Consider the following 16,541-nt stretch of genomic DNA (forward strand, 5'->3'; position numbering starts at 1 on the left):
AGGTTGATCTAACCCTTCCAGAGCGCCCAACCGCGTCCACGGGACCACGTTGCCTGGTCAACACCGAGCGTTTTGCGGAAGACCCGGCGGGCGGAGGAGTCAAAGAACGTCCAGGCGATGACCATGTCGCAGGCGGGACCACCCACGCCCGAGCAGCCGAAGTCGATAACGGCTGAAAGCCCGCCATCACGCGTCAACAGGTTCCCGGCGACGTCACCGTGGAACCAGACCGGCTCACTATCCCATCGGGCCCTGACGGCATGATCCCAGACCCGTTTGACGTCGTCTGCGGGGATTTCGCCACCTAGGGCATCGATGGCGGCGAGCGCCTCGTCCGCGTAGACGGATGGCGGCGCGCCTCTGTACCGCGGTCATGGAGTCCTCCACGCGCAGCGTCCTGAGCTTCTTGGATGCACCCCAGCTCAATGCGCCGGAGGCCTACTTCACGTTCCATGCCCAGGTTTACGCAGAGGACGGCGAGGTCAGGGGCGAATCCACCGCCAAATTCCTTCGCCACTACATGGCGGAATATGGCGCATTCGTCGAGCGGGTGTTGGGCGCGAACGCTCCAGGCCACATCGGCGACCTGGAGCCGGATGCGGATAAGCTGCCGCGCTGACGCACAGGTTTGTGTATCGGATCCGGCGCGGGACTGTGGGAGTGGACATGACCTAATCCAGCGGCAGGGTGACAGTTACGGTGGTGCCGCACCCCGGGCTTGAGCAGATGTCAACGGAACCGCCCGCCTCGTGGACGGCCACTGACATCAGCCGCAGTCCGTAGCCGTGGTGCCGCCCGCTGATGGCGAGCTGGCTCTCAAAGCCCGTGCCGTCGTCGGACACCACCAACCGGATCCCGTGGTCCACGGCAGCGAGCTGGACGGTGAGGTCAGAGGCGTCCGAGTACTTCAGCGCATTGCTCAACGCTTCCCGGGCCGACTGGTAAAGCAAGGACGCGCAGTCCGCCGGGATCTCGATGCCCCAGTGCGGAGTATCCCAGTGCACTGCGGTCCCTTGCTGACGGAGGGGCGCCGTAAGCCGGTCAATACAGCCGGCCAGCCCCAAGGTGTGGAAGTCGGGCGGATGAAGATCCGTGATCACCCCGTCCACGGCGACTACTTCATCCAGAGCTGATTCGTTCCCCATGACTTCCTGCTTCCCCACTGCTGGTGGTCCTTATGCTTCAAGCGTGGACCGCCGACCGCATGGGTTGCGAAGGGTTGAGTCAAGATCGGATCAAAAATCCGCGGAGGGCTGGAGCGGTGTTGCCGTTACTGCGACGACACCGCCTTGGGATGCACCACGGTCAGGTTCATGCACCTCAAGACCCAGCGCACAAACTGAGGGCGGCCGCTGAGAGCAATCTATTGTTGCGCTGTTCTTTACCAAAGCTTGTAGGTTTGCTTCCATTTCTCTGCTGATGGATTGCGTTCACGTTGAAAGACTCAAAGTCAATAGGTATTTGAATACTTCCAACGGAGACTTGGCGATAAATGCGCGACACATCACAACGGCATACAGAAAATAAGGCGCGCTGGGCTAGTCAGTCCGGCACCCGTGGAGTCCGGCATGGGAAAAACTGCGGGTGATTACTGTCCTTATTCCGGCCCATAATGAAGCGGCTGGCATATTTGAAACCCTTGATTCCCTCAAGAACCAGACCCTTCTTCCTGACAGGGTAATTGTTGTTTCCGACAATTGCACCGACACTACCGAGCAGATTGCGCTGGCCGAGGGGGCGGAGGTCATCTCCACGCTGGGAAACGCGGACAAAAAGGCCGGAGCGCTGAACTTTGCTCTCAGCAGGCTCCTCCCATTGGCTGGGCCGGAGGACATGTTCCTCATTCAGGACGCGGATTCCCAGCTTTCCCGGGACTTCATCGAGAGGGCCGTGAGCCATCTGCAGTCGGACTCCCGGCTCGGCGCCGTGGGTGGTGTCTTCCGTGGAGGAGCTGGCGGAGGCTTCGTGGGGCACCTGCAACGGAATGAATATGCCAGATACGCGCGCGACGTGAAACGCCTCAAAGGGAAGTGCCTGGTAGTAACAGGTACTGCGGCCCTGTTCAGGGCGCGGACCCTACGGGACGTCGTCGCAGCCAGGCTGGACGGGAAACTGCCCCCCGGCAACGGGCGCGGCGGCGTCTATGACACCTCGGTCCTGACCGAGGATAACGAACTCTCGTTTGCCCTGCTCACCCTCCACTACCGGATCAAGTCCCCGGCTGACTGCACTCTGGTCACTGAGGTGATGCCGTCCTGGGGCGAATTGTGGGCCCAGCGGCTCCGGTGGAAGCGCGGCGCCGTGGAGAACTGCGTCCAGTATGGCTGGACCCGTGTCACCCGACCGTACTGGGGGCGGCAGGCCCTCTCGGTGATCGGGGTGCTGGTGACTCTGGCGTATTTCGGCACGGTGGCGTTTGCACTGGGCACGGGGGCCGGGCTGCATATCCAGCCCTTCTGGCTGGCCGTGACCGGTGTCTTCGTGATCGAGCGTGTGGTGACAGTCCGGCTCCGGGGATGGAAGTACATGCTCGCCGCCGCCACCATGTACGAGCTCGTGATCGACCTGTTCCTGCAACTGGTCCACGCGAAGGCGTACGCAGACGCAGCCCTCAACAATAAGAAAGCCTGGTAACAACTATGTATGACAACCCAGCAGCTCCGGCAGCCGCCGGCGTCGGCTCTGGAACGCTCGCTATGACGGGGGCCGGTGACCTGTTCTGGGTGGCTTTGGCGGCTTTCGCCCTCCTGGCGCTCGGCCTGGCCATCAAGCGGATTGTGCCCGTTCGGGGTGGCAGGTCCTAAGTACTACCGGTACTTTCGCAAGCAGTGCAAGCGCAGGGCGCCCCGTTGTCCGGTCCGCCCTGCGCTTGGCCCTTTCTTTGCTTTGCCGGATCACACGTTGACGACGGCGGAACATCCGCCTGCGTCGCAGATCTTGTACGCGGTGGTGGCCCCGTCTTTGATCTTGTTCACAAAGCTGCCGCTGTTAAGCACGGTCTTTTGCGTTCCGTCAGTCCAGAGGGTGACGCTGGTTCCAGCGGCACCTGTCCACGTCAAGGCAGTCGTGTTGCTCCCCTTTGAATTGGTGGTGGTGGCCGTCAGCTTGATGGCCGGCGCCGGCACCGGAGGCGGCGTAGTGGAGGCAGGAGTGAAGGAGAAATCACGGATTACCACGTTCTCAGGCTTCACATGGGCCGGATCGCCGCCGCCACCGCCGGTGACCCAGAGATTGAAATGGACTTGTTCCTTGGCAGGCACGGGCACCGTGGATCCTTCAAGAACAGTTCGCTTGAGAAGCGTCCCAACGTAGCCCGCCCCGGCGTAGGTTTCGAAGGTCAGCCTGCCGGGCTCCCAGACCATTCTGTGCGTGGTGATGGGGCTGGCAGTGACGTCAAAGACTGTGGTGTTGTTCCCCTGCCCTGGGGGCTTGCTGGCGTCGAACCAGTATCCGTGGCCCTGGGTGACAGGCCAGGATTGGCCGTAGCTGGCGCCACCGCCCCAGGCTGACGCTTCACATAGGTCGATCTCGTTGAAGCCGGGCTCAGCCAGGGGATCGTACGTGAAGAGGCATCCCCAGACCACTTCCTTTTGCAGCAGACTGAGATTCTTCTCCACCGTGGTGCTGTAGGTCCCATAACCGAACCCCTTCCGGGTGGATTGGAACTCTGCGGCCACAGGGGACGCGCCCGTTGGGTTGGTCAGTTTCATAGTGACGTAGCCATTCGCGTTGGGCCCGCTGACGTTGGCGGCGGCGAACGCCCTGTTGTACTGCGGAGCCCCGCCCCAAAAGCGCTTTTCCCAGTTGAATCCTTTCCAGGCGAAACTCCCCGCCGGTCCTGGGTTGGGATCCATGGGCGTGGCGTCCGCGGCCTGCGCGGCCGGCACGGACACCAGCATCGCGAGAGCCGCCGCCGCCAACATGGCCAAGGGTCTTACGGAGTGGGCGGGAAATAGAACGGATAACCGAAAAGAAGCCATGTGGCGCCCCTTACCTGTGCTCCCAGCGAGCAGCTTTGCGCCCCCAGTGAGCGCAACTTGATCATCAGTCACATCTGATACAGAACGCAATAGACTCAACGCCGCTAATTTGTTGCGGAATCACCTCAAGAAATACGCAATATTTGCCAAGCCTCAAGAACGGCGCAAAGTAATGGCAATTTACTTAATACTCCGAGTCGAGTCTGTAAGCTTCATTCCAATACATCCATTCGGTTTATTCGGCCGCTACATGGCACCTTGACATGTGGCAGCGGAGCGTAAAAACGCGGATGGACGAACGCCTGTTTTGGCCGCATGCAGAGTTGTCAACACTCCAACTTTCGGCGCGCACACACTACTGGCTCAAACGGACTATTAGGGGCGCAGATGGTGGAGCGGGGCATTGCTGTAGTTGTTGAGGACGACGATGACGTCAGGGCATCGCTGACGGATATTTTACTGCAGTCAGGTTTCGCAGTTCATGCAACGACTTCCGGCGTTGAAGGCGTGGAGGCCGTCCGGAGGCATAACCCTGTAGTTGTCACCATGGATGTTGGCCTGCCGGACTTTGACGGCATTGAGGCGTCACGCAGAATCCGTACATTCAGCGATGCCTATCTCATCATCGTCACGGGACGGGTCGAGGAGGCGGATGCGCTCATGGGATTCGAGGCCGGCGCCGATGACTACCTCACCAAACCCTTCAGGCCACGGGAACTCCGGGCCCGAATCGCCGCCATGCTTAGGCGGCCCAGATCGCTCAACTGGGGGGACGCCGAAAGCGCACCCGGCCCCCGGCCCGGGAAGGGGCACCGCCCCGCGCTTCAGCCGGCCCCTACCCCGGCAACGGTCCCAGCCCTTGAGAATGCCCGAGAAGTCCAGCCCACGGTTGTTCGCTGCGACTTCGAACACAAGGGATTGACGCTTCATGAGGGGTCCCGGGCCGTAGCTATCAACGGCGAGCCATTGGACCTGACCCGGACCCAGTTCGACCTGCTCCTGGTCCTGATGGAAAACGGGCGGCTGGTGCAGACGAAGGCTGACCTGGTCCGCCGGTTGCGGAATGAACCGTACAGTACCGGCTCCTACGTCAGCACCGGCGAGGAACGTGCCGTTGAGGTCCACCTCGGAAACCTGCGCAAGCGCCTGGGTGACAGTTCGCGGGCTCCCCGCTGGGTGGAAACGGTCAGGGGCGTCGGTTACCGGATGGCACCGTGAGGGCGGTCGGGCAAGCACATAGCGCTGGGTACTGTTTCAGCCAGCCCTGCCCTGATACCTTGATTGCCCACCCCTTAGGAGGAGCTATGACCATCAACTCACCCGATGCAATGCCCGACGACGACCCACAGGTGGCCGCCACGGAGGGCGGCGAGGGCGGCGGCGATGTCCCCGAAGGCCAGGAAGGTGTGGGCATTGGTGCCACTGGGGAGCCGAACACGTTCGAGCCCGAAGAGGACCCTGAAGCCTCCGACCCGGAGACTGAAGGCCAACAGTAAAGGGTGGGCGCTGTCCGGTCCAATGCGGTGAACGCCCAAACCTTGCGTCAATCCCTTGTGTTCTGACTGAGGCGCGTGTCACACTGGTTCTCGATACGCATCGACGATACGCATCGATGCGAAAAGCAACGACGCCGGACGAAGGGTAACCAGTGCCTACCAGCAAGGATGTGGCGGCCGCGGCCGGCGTTTCCCAGAGCACGGTTTCCTACGTCATGAGCGGCAAGCGGCCCATCTCCGAGAAGACGCGCCTGCGGGTTGAAGCTGCAATCGAGCAACTGACATACCGGCCGAACGCCGGTGCCCGTGCCCTCGCAAGCCGAAAGTCCCAGGTCATCGGGCTGGTTCTGCCCATTACTCCCGAAGCGCATCTGGGATCCCTGATGGAGTTCATCGCCGTCATCGCGGCTACCGCCCGGCGCCTCGACCACGATGTCCTCCTTGTCACGGACGAGGAAGGCAGCCAGGGCCTGGAGCGCGTCGTGGGGCAACAGCTCTGCGACGGATTGATCCTCATGCAGGTTGAAGCGGACGATGAACGGATTCCGGTGGTCCGGAAGCTTCGGGTTCCAGTGGTTTTCATTGGCATCCCGAATGACTCGGCAGGGCTCAACTGCATCGATGCGGACTTTGCCCGGGCCGGGGAACTGTGTGTTGAGGAGATGGCGGCCGCCGGCCATACCAGCGGTGTGATCATCGGCTGGCGGCCCCGGCTGGTCGGGAGCAGGCTGAACTATGTCGGCAGGTTCCTCGGCGGGGCCAACGCTGCCGCGGAAAGGTTGGGAGTGTCGCTGAACCATGTTCCCGCCACCTCGGACCGCCGAAGTATCGAAGCCGCTGTTGATGCCTGCATTGCCGGGGCGGAGGGGAAACCCGCCTTCGTGTCCCCGGACGTGACAGTTTTGGAGCTCCTTCCCCGGATCCTTCACGAGCGGGGCCTGGAGCCCGGAAAGGATGCCTCAATAATTGCGGTGGGGCCGACCCCCGACGTGCTGATCGAACTTCAGGAATCCACCGTCCTGGATCTCCAGCCGAGGGAGGTTTCCCGGCGCGCCGTGGAGATCCTCTTCAGCCTGATGCAGGCAGACCGTCCTGACAAGGACGGACTGCTCGAGCTCATACCGCCGCGGGTGACCCACCGGCACGGCACTGCGGGACCTACCGTTCCCGTGACTCAGTCCATCCACTAGACCCGCCCGGCTCCTGGCCCACCCACAGCCCGGAGTCAGCTATAGAAACCTTCGTCGATACGCATCGACTAAGGCACATACATCCAAAAAACCGATGAAAGGCCGCGGCGAAGCCGCCGCGGTTCCAAGCCCAAAGGACCTGATAATGAAGTCAGCTTTCACAAAACCCAAGGCCGTCGCCGTCACCATTACCGCGCTTGCGGCGCTTCCCCTGATCCTCTCCGGCTGCGGGGCCAGTCCGGCGCCGGGAGGGGGAGGGTCTGTATCCGAGCTCTCCGTGGTGGACTATTACAACAACGAACCGGATAAGACGATCATCGGTGACACGCTTGCGGCCTGTGGTTCCCAAGCGGGGGTAACCATCAAGCGGGAAACGGTGCCCGGGAAGTCCCTCATCGCCAAAGTGCTGCAACAGGCGTCCTCGAAAACCCTGCCCGACGTCCTGATGCTGGACAACCCTGATCTCCAGCAGATCGCCGGCACCGGAGCCCTGGCACCGCTGACCGACTTCAAGATCAGTACCGACAACTATCCGGAGGGGATCCTGAGCGCCGGCACGTACAAGGACAAGGTGTACGGCCTGGCACCCACGGTGAACACCATTGCACTCTTCTACAACAAGGACCTGCTCGATCAAGCCGGTGTGACGGCGCCCAAGACCTGGGACGAGCTCAAGGCGGCAGCGGCAAAACTGACCTCAGGCGGACAGTACGGTCTGGCCTTCGATGCCAACGCGACCTATGAAGGAACCTGGCAGTTCCTGCCGTTTATGTGGTCCAACGGCGGGGACGAGAAGAACATTGCCACCGCAGAGACTGCCGAGGCGCTGCAACTCTGGACGGACCTCGTCAAGAGCGGGTCCGTGTCCTCCTCGGCGCTGAACTGGACCCAGGCGGACGTCAACGACCAGTTCATAGCGGGCAAGGCCGCAATGATGGTCAACGGTCCCTGGCAGATTCCGACGCTGGACAAGCAGGCCGCCCTCCACTACGGCGTGGTGAATATCCCGGTCAAGGATTCCAGCAAGACCGCTGTCGGGCCGCTGGGCGGCGAGGTCTGGACCGTGCCGCAGACAGGCAACAAGGCCAGGCAGGCTAAGGCAGCGGAAGTCGTCGCCTGCATGAACAGCGACGAAAACCAGCTGGCCATGGCGAAGGCCCGCAACACCATTCCGTCCAAGTCCACCCTCGCGGCACAGTTCGCCGGTGAGAACCCCAAGCTTGCTTCGTTCACGGAGCTGGTGAAGACCGCCCGTGCCCGCACCGGCCAGCTCGGCGAGGACTGGCCTGCCCAGGCGACCAAGATCTTCACCGCAATCCAGACCGCACTGACGGATAAGGCCAACCCCGCAGATGCCCTCAAACAAGCCCAGCAGGGCTAGGGATCGGTCCCCATGTCAGCAACCGTCCAATCGAGACTTCACCTCCCGGTGCCGGAAACAAAAAACGACGCCGGGCTCCGCCGCTCCGGCTACCGGCGCAGGGAGCGCGTCTACCAGTGGCTGTTCCTTGCCCCTGCGGTGGCCTACCTCGTGCTCTTCTTCGGCTTCCCGGTGGTCAAGAACGTTGCGATGAGTTTCCAGGACTACACCACGGGCACGTTCTACACCGGCGAGGCCCCGTGGGTCGGGTTCTCCAACTACGTGACCGTCCTGTCGTCGTCGTTGTTCTCCACCTCCCTGATTAACACAGCCCTTTTCACGGCGGGCTCCATCGCCGGGCAGTTCGTCCTGGGCCTGGGCCTGGCGGTCTTCTTCAAGCGGAAGTTCCCACTCAACGGGATTCTGCGTTCCCTCCTGCTCCTGCCATGGCTGCTGCCGCTGATCGTGTCCAGCGCCGTGTGGCGCTGGATCCTGGACAAGGACAGCGGGGCGCTGAACAACTTCCTGGAGAGCTTCGGGATCATCAGTACCGGAATCCCATGGCTGACCAGCACGTCGCTGGCCCTGGCCGCAGTTGTCGGGGTCAACATCTGGATAGGCATCCCGTTCAACGTGACTGTCCTGTACGGCGGGCTGCAGGACATCCCCGACGAACTGTATGAGGCGGCTTCGTTGGACGGCGCCACCGGGTGGAGGGCCTTCCGGCACGTCACCTGGCCCATGTTGCGTCCTGTGGTCAGCGTCGTCCTGGTGCTGGGAGTGGTCTACACCCTGAAGGTCCTGGATATCATCCTGGGCCTGACCAACGGCGGGCCGGCCAACTCGACCCAGACCATCGCCACCCAGTCGTATGCCCTGTCCTTTCAGAACTTCAAGTTCGGTGAGGGCGCGGCGATGGGCAACATCCTGGTCCTGATCTCGCTGGTATTCGCGGTTCTGTACCTCCGCGTCAACCGGCGCGCAGTGGACGAGTGAGGAATTCCATGACCACCAATACGCAGCCGAATGCCGCAGCCACGGAGGCCGCCGTGCGAACCGGGCCTGGCCCGCTGACCGCCGTCCGCAGGCAGCGGGGGACCAGGCAGGGCGGAACCAGGCAGTGGGGGACCACGGCCCTGGCCCTCGTGTTCCTCGCCGTCATGCTTTTCCCGGTCTACTGGATGATCAACGCCTCCCTGCAGCCGAACGGGACCACGTTGCAGACCTCATGGCTGCCCCTGGCTCCTGACTTCACCGGCTACGCCACGGCCATCAGCCAGCAGGGCCGGAACCTCGGAACTAGCCTGGTGGTGGCCCTGGGAAGTGTGGTGTTCAGCCTCGCCATCGCAGCGCCCGCCGCCTACGCCCTGGCCTACTTCAAGGTCCGTGGCGCCGGCGTCGTGCTCTTCGCGATCCTGATCAGCCAGATGATCCCCGGAATCGTGGTGGCCAACGCGCTGTACACGGCCTACAACGACCTTGGACTGCTCAATTCCATTCCCGGGCTCATCCTGGCAGATTCCTCGCACGGCATCCCGTTCGCCATCCTCATCGTCAGGGCCTTTATGAACAACATGCCCGCATCTGTCATCGAGGCGGCAAAGGTGGACGGCGCAGGCCATCTCAGGGCCTTCTGGTCAATCGTCCTGCCGCTCAGCCGGAACGCGCTCATTACCGCAGGGCTCTTCACGTTCCTGTTCACGTGGAGCGACTTCCTCTTTGCGCTCACCCTGACAACCACCGACGACGTCCGTCCCGTGACGCTGGGCATCTTCCAGTACATGGGGGCCTACGTCAACGACTGGAGTTCGGTCATGGCGACGGCGGTCCTCGCCTCCATCCCCGCCATCATCCTGCTCATCGCTGCGCAGAAGTACGTGGCGGCCGGAACCACCGGCGGCGCCGTCAAGTGACGCAGACCTGTCCGCAACGCACGCCAGCCCCACCAAAGACCACCAGAACCCGGCAATGCCAGAACCACAAGGAGATGCAATGAGTAACACCGTCCCGACCAGGGTCACCGTCTGGAGCGAAAACCGGCACGAGCAGGAACACGAGCACGTGGCCAAGCTCTACCCGCATGGTATGCACGGTGCCGTCAAGGAGGGCATCGTGGAAAACCTGGGCGCCGGCGTCGAGGTTCGCACCGCCACCCTTGACGAACCCGAGCACGGCCTCACCGAAGAAGTCCTGGCGAACACGGACGTCCTGACGTGGTGGGGGCACATGGCCCACGGCGACGTCGACGACGAAATAGTGGAGCGCGTCCACCGCCACGTGCTCTCCGGTATGGGGCTGATCGTGCTGCACTCCGGCCACTGGTCCAAGATCTTCACCAAACTCATGGGCACCACGTGCACCCTGCGCTGGCGCAGCGAGCAGGACCGGGAGCTCGTGTGGACAGTGGATCCCACCCACCCCATTGCCAAGGGCGTGCCACACCCCATCATCATTGATGAGCAGGAAATGTACGGCGAATTCTTCGACATCCCCACACCGGAGGAACTGGTCTTCATCAGCTCGTTCAGCGGCGGCGAAGTCTTCCGCTCCGGCTGCACCTTCCGCCGCGGCCACGGCAAAATCTTCTTCTTCAGCCCCGGTGACCAGGACTACCCGGTGTACCACCACAAGGACATCCGCCGGGTCATCTCCAACGCCGTCCAGTGGGCGGTGACGGACCGGCCGCGCCGCGAACTACCCGAACTGCTGCGGTACGACACCAATGAGTTCTTCAAGGGCGCCGGGTACCAGGGCGCCACCGCGATCTACGAGGAAACCACCGCATGAGCCGGCCATTCACAACAATCGACGACGACGGCGCCCCCCTGAAAGTGGTGGTGGTCGGCGCCGGGGGCATGGGCCGCGCCTGGCTGGGGGCTGTGGAGGCCTCGCCGCTCGTGGAGCTCGGCGGCATCGTGGACCTTGACCTGGACGCCGCGCGCGCGGGTGCCGCTTCGGTCGGCAAACCGGACCTCCCGGTGGGGAGGGGAACAGCGCAACTGGCGTCCGATGTCGGCGCCCAGGCAGTCATCAACGTTACCGTTCCGGCCGCCCACCACCCTGTGTCCACCGAGGCGCTCTTCGCCGGGCTGCCCGTGCTGGGCGAAAAGCCCGTGGCCTCCACCGTGGCCCAGGGCCTGAGCCTGGCCGCTGCCGCCGAGCTCACCGGCCAGCTGTTCATGGTCAGCCAGTCGCGCCGGTACAACCGGGACCTGTTCGCGGCCAAGGCACTCGCGGGCGGGCTGGGGCGGCTGGGGATCCTGTCAGCGGATTTCTTCAAGGCACCGCACTTCGGCGGTTTCCGGGACCAGATGGATCACCCGTTGCTGCTGGACATGGCCATCCACCAGTTCGATATGGCCCGTTTCCTCCTGGAGGCTGACCCCGTCTCCGTCTTCTGCGAGGAATACAACCCTGCCTGGAGCTGGTACCGGGGTGACGCTGCGGCTGTGGCGTCCTTCGAAATGTCCGGCGGCGAGCGCTTCGTGTTCAACGGAAGCTGGTGCAGCCCCGGGCAGGAGACCTCCTGGAACGCCGCCTGGCGGCTGGGCGGCGAATACGGGACCGTGCTGTGGGATGGCGACAACCCGCCGACGGCGAGCCTTGCTTCTGCGGACGCCGCGGCTCTTGCTGCTGTTCCGGCGGATGCCGTCGTCGTGAAGGACCCGGGTTCGGAAGTCCACGGGTCCCTGCGCGAGTTCGTCACGGCACTCCGGACGGGGACCCCACCCATGGGCCAGGTACATGACAACATCCTCAGCCTGGCCATGGTGGAGGCTGCGATCGAAAGCGCCGCCACGGGCCGGCGGGTGCTCATCGGCGCGTTGCTGGAGCGTTCCTACAGGGAGGCGGTCCGCGACGAGAAGCGGCCGGACGTCGCAGCCGTCCTCAACTCGTGGTCCATCGACGGTTCCTTCTCAGCCGGGGCGGCCCTTGGCACGGCGCCTGCCCCGGCAGTGCCAAGCCCGATCTCCTGATCCAGAAGTGCCGGTCAGGAATGTCGGGTCAAGAATAAGGAGGCTCCTAGTCCAGCTGCCCGGTTCCGGCTGCGGCGAGAGGCAGGACCTGGGACCAGACGTCCTCGGGAATGTCCCATTCGGCCAGCCGGACTGTCTGGTCCACACGGCCGGGCTCGGACATACCCACGATGGTGGAGCTGACGCGCGGATCACGGGTGGAGAACTGCAGCGCAGCGGCCGCCAGGGGCACATTGTGGGCTTCACAGATCTGCTGCATTTTCCGCACCCGCTCGATGATTGCAGGACTGGCGGGCCGGTAGCAGTAGTTGGGGGCAACGTCGGGGCCCTTCACCAGCATTCCGCCGCCGAAGGGTGCGGCGTTGACGAACGCCACGCCCCGCTCCATCGCGTCGCGAATGAGCGGCTCTGCTGTCTGGTCCACGAGGGTGAACCGGTTGTGGCTGATGACGACGTCGAAGGCGCCTGTGGCCAGATACTTGAGCTCAAGGTCAATGGGGCCGCCTGCGACTCCCAGGTGTCCGATGACGCCCTGGTCCCTCAGATCCACCAAGGCTTCGAGGGGGCCGCCGGCCGCGGTGCCCTCTTCGAACGTGATCTTCTCGGGATCGTGGAGGTACACGAGCTGCAGGCGGTCCAGGCCGAGCCGTTCAAGGCTCTCCTCCACTGACCTGCGCACACGGTCGCCGGAGTAATCGCGTGTCCCGACGATAGGGTCGACTTTGGTGGCAACGACGAATCCCTCCGGCAGGCCGCCTGATTCCGCCAGGGCCTGCCCGATCCGGCGTTCGCTGTTGCCCCCGTTGCCGTATTCGTTGGACGTATCCACGAAGTTGAAGGGACCTTCCATGGCCCGCCGGATGGTGGCCACGGCTGTGTCGGTGCCATACGGGGGCGGCGGGCTGCCCAGGGAGCTTGTCCCCACGCAGACGGGAGAGACGGACAGTCCGGTGCGGCCAAGGGTTCGATATTCCATGCCTTGTACCTTATCCGCCGCCACCGTTTCCGTAGCCTGGGTCCGGGAGGGCCCGTCTTCTTTCGGCTCCCGGTTACCCGCGGCACTTCAGCTTTGAGGCCCGCGCATCCTGCCTGTGGATCGCCGAGGAACAAGTTCTGAGGGCAACGCCGGGCCACGAAGAGGCTCCGTCCGGTTGATCAGCCCGAGAAGCTCCTGCACTGCAGTGCGGCCCTGGGCCGCGAAATCAACGCGGAGAGTAGTAAGGGGCGGCGAGAAGTAGGCGGCCTCGGGGATGTCATCGATTCCGGTTACGCTCACGTCGTCCGGAACACTGATTCCGCTTTCGGAGAGTGCCAGCATGGCGCCGAGGGCCATCTGGTCATTGGCGGCCACCACGGCGGTGGCTCCGAGATGAGGGAGTCGCCGCCCCAATTCCTCGTACCCTGAACTTGCGGTCCAGTCGCCGTAGACGATTCCTTCGGAATGCAGTCCCTGCTGCGCGATCGCTGCCTCGTAGGCGCGGGCGCGGTTTCGGGCCGCGGAATACGTGAACGGTCCAGCGATGTGGATGAACTTACGGTGGCCAAGCGACGCGAGGTGCTCGATCAGGGACGGAAGGCCCACAGTGGTCAAGTGTGAGGGGTGCCCGCCGCGGGCGTCGTCCTGTTCCGCGGCAATGTATGCGGGCACCCGGAAGTCCGTTCCCTCGAAGGCCTCCGTCATTTCGTCCGTGGAGGCGAGCGCCAGGACACCCGCGAGATCGTGCTGCATCACCAGTTCGAGCGCCTCATCTATCGAACGGCGATCGCTGACGTCCAGGGTGACGATGTCGAGCAAGTATCCGGCCTCCCGGGCGGCAGCGCTGGCACCCTGAAGGATTTTGCTCGGGCCCACCTGGGAGATTTCATGGGTCAGTGCACCGAGCCTGTGCGACTGGCCCGTAGTCAGCGAGCGGGCCGCAAGGTTGGGCCGGTAGTTCAGCCTCTCAAGTGCCTCAACCACCCGCTGCTTCGTCTGGGGCCGAATCCCCTCGAAGCCTCTCAGGAAGCGGCTGACCGTTTGATGCGAGACGCCAGCGGCCTCGGCAACGTCGTAGATTGTCGCTTGCCTTGTTGCCGACCCGGAAATGCCCACCCCCGGTCCGGACTCGTCATCTCCGCCGCTGACCGTCGTGGCCGCCCCGGCCACGGCTCCCGGTCCGGCTACGGCTCCCGCCTCTTCCGCGTGCAAATCGGCCTCCCCTCGTTATCGATCAATCCTAAGGGCCCGCGGCCCTGCAGACAGTTTACCGGTAACATTTCTGTTACAGGGCTATGTTTCCGGTAACATTTCCGGTTAGGATTCAAAGCACCTTCCGGCGGATAACAGCTTCTCCGCACATGCACTTCCAGCACAGAACCTTGCACAGAACCCTTCCCGCACAGAACAACGGAGTTTACCTCGATGGATTCCCCCGCCCCCGCATTCGCCCCTAGCGGCATCCTCTTCGGAGCGGCCTACTACGCCGAATACCACGTGGCCGACCGGCTGGACCTCGATCTGGACCTGATGAAGGCCGCAGGATTCAATGTCATCCGGGTCGGGGAGTCAGTATGGTCAAGCTGGGAACCCCAGGACGGTGAGTTTGACCTCGAATGGCTGGCACCTGTACTCGACGGCGCCCATCGGCGGGGCATCAAAGTCATCCTCGGAACTCCTACCTATGCTGTGCCGCCATGGCTCCAGACGGCTTATCCGGAGATCGCGGCGGAGCGCAGCACCGGGGTTCGCATTCCCTGGGGCGCCCGACAGGAAGTCGACTATTCACACCCCGCGTTTTTGTTCCACGCCGAGCGGGTTGTCCGTGCAGTGCTGGAACGGTACGCCAAGCACCCGGCAATCATCGGATTCCAGGTCGACAACGAGCCGGGCATGGAGCTGTTCCACAATCACGGCGCGTTTACCAGGTTCGTGCGGCGGCTCAAGAAGCAGTACGGCGATGTTGAGACCCTCAACCGCGAGTGGGGCCTCACCTACTGGTCGCATCGGATCTCGGATTGGTCAGAGTTGTGGCGGCCGGACGGGAACACTTTCCCGCAGTACGACCTTGCCTGGCGCTGCTACCAGGCCGACCTCACCACCGAGTTCATTGCCTGGCAGGCCGATCTGGTGGCCGAGTACCGGCGCAGCGATCAGTTCGTAACGACCTGCTTGCAGTACCCCCGCCGCGGCCTCGACGACGAGCAGGTATTCCGTCGGCTCGACATCGGCGCGGGGAATCCCTACTACGGGATGCAAGATCACCTTGATGCACTTCAGGAGCGTCCGCAGCCCAATTACTGGACCACCACCGGGGTGGCGGGCCTCTTCCGCCAGGCAGACCGGCTCTTTTCCTCGAAACAGGGGCGTTACCTTGTCACCGAGACCAATGCGCAGGCAATCGGGGCATCTGATACAAATCAGCCGCCCTACCCCGGGCAACTGAAGCAGTCAGCCTTCGCCTTCATCTCCCGCGGGGCGGCGATGATCGAGTATTGGCACTGGCACACACTGCCCTACGGAGCGGAAACCTACTGGGGAGGCGTGCTGCCCCACAGCCTGGTGCCCGGCCGTGTCTATGCAGAACTGTCCGAACTGGGGTCCGAACTGGAACAGATCGGCACGCTCCTCGACGGTTACGAGCCAGACGCCGATGTAGCAATCCTGTGGTCCACTCCCAGCCGCTTTGCTTTCCAGTTCATGCCACCTTTCAACGTCGACGGGAAGCCGGATGAAGAATCGTACGAGCACATCGTGGACTCGTTCCACCGCGGCGTCATCGACGCCGGGCGGCAGTCCCGGATTATTCATCTCAGCCAAGCGGTAGCGCTCGGTGCCGAGGAACTCGTGCGACGCTTTCCGGTGCTGGTCGCCGCGGGCGTCTACATTGCAACGGACGAAGACCTTGAGCTGCTCCGGAAGTATGCCGAACTTGGCGGCCACCTCGTACTCGGGGTGCGCACCGGGTATGCAGACGAAGAAGCCCGTGCCAGGGTCGCCGTCGCGCCGGATCTGCTGCATGAGGCGGCCGGCGTGCGGTACGAGGAGTACTCGAACCTCGAACAGGAAGTGCCCGTCACGGGCCCGGACGATGGCCGCTTCGAGCTCGACGACGCGTCGTACGCGCGGCTGTGGCTTGATGGGCTCATCGTGCAGGGGGCTGAGGTGCTGGCCTCCTATAAGCATCCCCGGTTCGGCGACTTCCCGGCGGTCACGTCGCGGCTCCACGGCGCGGGCCGCGTGACAGTCGTGGGCTGCGTGCCGTCTCCCGGGCTCGCCAGCTCCATCATGCGGTGGGCCAGCCCGCAGGGACGGGCGTCCCAGTTGGTAGAGGCGGTCGAGCGTCCGCTCACGGTTTCCTCGGGTGTGCTCCCTGACGGCCGTCGGGTCTGGTTCCTCTTCAACTGGGGATGGGGCACTCACGAGGTCACGCTCTCCCACACCGTCACCGACACCCTCACCGGAACCGCCTACGAAGCGGGCACAAAACTCTCACTTGGCCAGTGGTCCACGCGGACCTTCGTCAGCCGGTGAAGCTACGGATCATCCGATCCGGACCAAT

At 63.5% G+C, this 16,541-nt stretch carries 16 protein-coding genes and 1 pseudogene; 12 read left to right on the forward strand and 5 right to left on the reverse strand.

From position 1 onward, the window contains the following. Nucleotides 1–8: 8 nt before the first annotated feature. Nucleotides 9–317: a phosphotransferase gene (locus J7E83_RS11575; protein WP_214962261.1), complete on the reverse strand. Its 309-nt coding sequence runs from the start codon at nt 315–317 to the stop codon at nt 9–11. A gap of 47 nt (nt 318–364) precedes the next feature. Between J7E83_RS11575 and J7E83_RS11580 the strand changes: the two are divergent. After that, nucleotides 365–619, forward strand: a pseudogene (locus J7E83_RS11580) (ACP phosphodiesterase); the annotation flags it as partial. Between the two features lie 52 nt (nt 620–671). Here J7E83_RS11580 and J7E83_RS11585 read toward each other — a convergent pair. Next, the gene (locus J7E83_RS11585; RefSeq protein WP_214962167.1) at nt 672–1,145 is read right to left on the reverse strand and encodes a sensor histidine kinase; all 474 of its coding nucleotides are present in this window, start codon (nt 1,143–1,145) and stop codon (nt 672–674) included. Between the two features lie 439 nt (nt 1,146–1,584). Here J7E83_RS11585 and J7E83_RS11590 point away from each other — a divergent pair, with 439 nt between their 5' ends. After that, nucleotides 1,585–2,634, forward strand: a complete 1,050-nt coding sequence (locus J7E83_RS11590; RefSeq protein WP_214962168.1) for a glycosyltransferase family 2 protein — start codon at nt 1,585–1,587, stop codon at nt 2,632–2,634. A gap of 5 nt (nt 2,635–2,639) precedes the next feature. Continuing rightward, nucleotides 2,640–2,804, forward strand: coding sequence for a hypothetical protein (locus J7E83_RS11595; RefSeq protein ID WP_214962170.1), 165 nt, complete (start codon nt 2,640–2,642; stop codon nt 2,802–2,804). A 90-nt stretch (nt 2,805–2,894) separates the two neighbouring features. Here J7E83_RS11595 and J7E83_RS11600 read toward each other — a convergent pair whose 3' ends face one another. Beyond that, nucleotides 2,895–3,923, reverse strand: a complete 1,029-nt coding sequence (locus tag J7E83_RS11600; RefSeq protein ID WP_251043757.1) for a hypothetical protein — start codon at nt 3,921–3,923, stop codon at nt 2,895–2,897. A 444-nt stretch (nt 3,924–4,367) separates the two neighbouring features. On the opposite strand from J7E83_RS11600, the gene J7E83_RS11605 reads away from it, so the two are divergent. The 8 genes from J7E83_RS11605 (at nt 4,368) to J7E83_RS11640 (ending at nt 12,003) form a co-directional block, all read left to right on the forward strand. Next, nucleotides 4,368–5,198, forward strand: a complete 831-nt coding sequence (locus J7E83_RS11605; RefSeq protein WP_214962172.1) for a response regulator transcription factor — start codon at nt 4,368–4,370, stop codon at nt 5,196–5,198. Between the two features lie 86 nt (nt 5,199–5,284). Then, entirely contained in the window at nt 5,285–5,476 is a 192-nt protein-coding gene (locus J7E83_RS11610; RefSeq protein ID WP_214962174.1) for a hypothetical protein, read from the forward strand. A 152-nt stretch (nt 5,477–5,628) separates the two neighbouring features. After that, nucleotides 5,629–6,666: a LacI family DNA-binding transcriptional regulator gene (locus J7E83_RS11615; RefSeq protein ID WP_214962176.1), complete on the forward strand. Its 1,038-nt coding sequence runs from the start codon at nt 5,629–5,631 to the stop codon at nt 6,664–6,666. A gap of 145 nt (nt 6,667–6,811) precedes the next feature. Further along, complete coding sequence (locus J7E83_RS11620; RefSeq protein WP_214962178.1) at nt 6,812–8,047, forward strand: sugar ABC transporter substrate-binding protein; 1,236 nt, start codon at nt 6,812–6,814, stop codon at nt 8,045–8,047. Between the two features lie 12 nt (nt 8,048–8,059). Beyond that, complete coding sequence (locus J7E83_RS11625; protein ID WP_214962179.1) at nt 8,060–9,022, forward strand: carbohydrate ABC transporter permease; 963 nt, start codon at nt 8,060–8,062, stop codon at nt 9,020–9,022. 164 nt (nt 9,023–9,186) lie between these two features. After that, complete coding sequence (locus J7E83_RS11630) at nt 9,187–9,939, forward strand: carbohydrate ABC transporter permease (protein WP_251043789.1); 753 nt, start codon at nt 9,187–9,189, stop codon at nt 9,937–9,939. Nucleotides 9,940–10,018: 79 nt separating this feature from the next. Further along, on the forward strand, nt 10,019–10,813 hold the full coding sequence (locus tag J7E83_RS11635; RefSeq protein ID WP_214962182.1) for a ThuA domain-containing protein: 795 nt from the start codon (nt 10,019–10,021) through the stop codon (nt 10,811–10,813). Beyond that, on the forward strand, nt 10,810–12,003 hold the full coding sequence (locus J7E83_RS11640; protein ID WP_214962184.1) for a Gfo/Idh/MocA family protein: 1,194 nt from the start codon (nt 10,810–10,812) through the stop codon (nt 12,001–12,003). The genes J7E83_RS11635 and J7E83_RS11640 overlap by 4 nt, the downstream gene beginning before the upstream one ends. A gap of 46 nt (nt 12,004–12,049) precedes the next feature. Here the strand turns inward: J7E83_RS11640 and J7E83_RS11645 are convergent, their stop codons facing one another. After that, nucleotides 12,050–12,979, reverse strand: a complete 930-nt coding sequence (locus J7E83_RS11645) for an aldo/keto reductase (RefSeq protein ID WP_214962186.1) — start codon at nt 12,977–12,979, stop codon at nt 12,050–12,052. An 87-nt stretch (nt 12,980–13,066) separates the two neighbouring features. Then, nucleotides 13,067–14,191 (reverse strand): LacI family DNA-binding transcriptional regulator, encoded by a 1,125-nt coding sequence (locus tag J7E83_RS11650; RefSeq protein ID WP_214962188.1) that lies wholly within the window; start codon nt 14,189–14,191, stop codon nt 13,067–13,069. 213 nt (nt 14,192–14,404) lie between these two features. On the opposite strand from J7E83_RS11650, the gene J7E83_RS11655 reads away from it, so the two are divergent. Beyond that, nucleotides 14,405–16,513, forward strand: coding sequence for a beta-galactosidase (locus J7E83_RS11655; RefSeq protein ID WP_214962189.1), 2,109 nt, complete (start codon nt 14,405–14,407; stop codon nt 16,511–16,513). Nucleotides 16,514–16,541: the final 28 nt, after the last annotated feature.

This window comes from Arthrobacter sp. ISL-48 (genome assembly GCF_018613805.1).
Classification (GTDB): domain Bacteria; phylum Actinomycetota; class Actinomycetes; order Actinomycetales; family Micrococcaceae; genus Arthrobacter.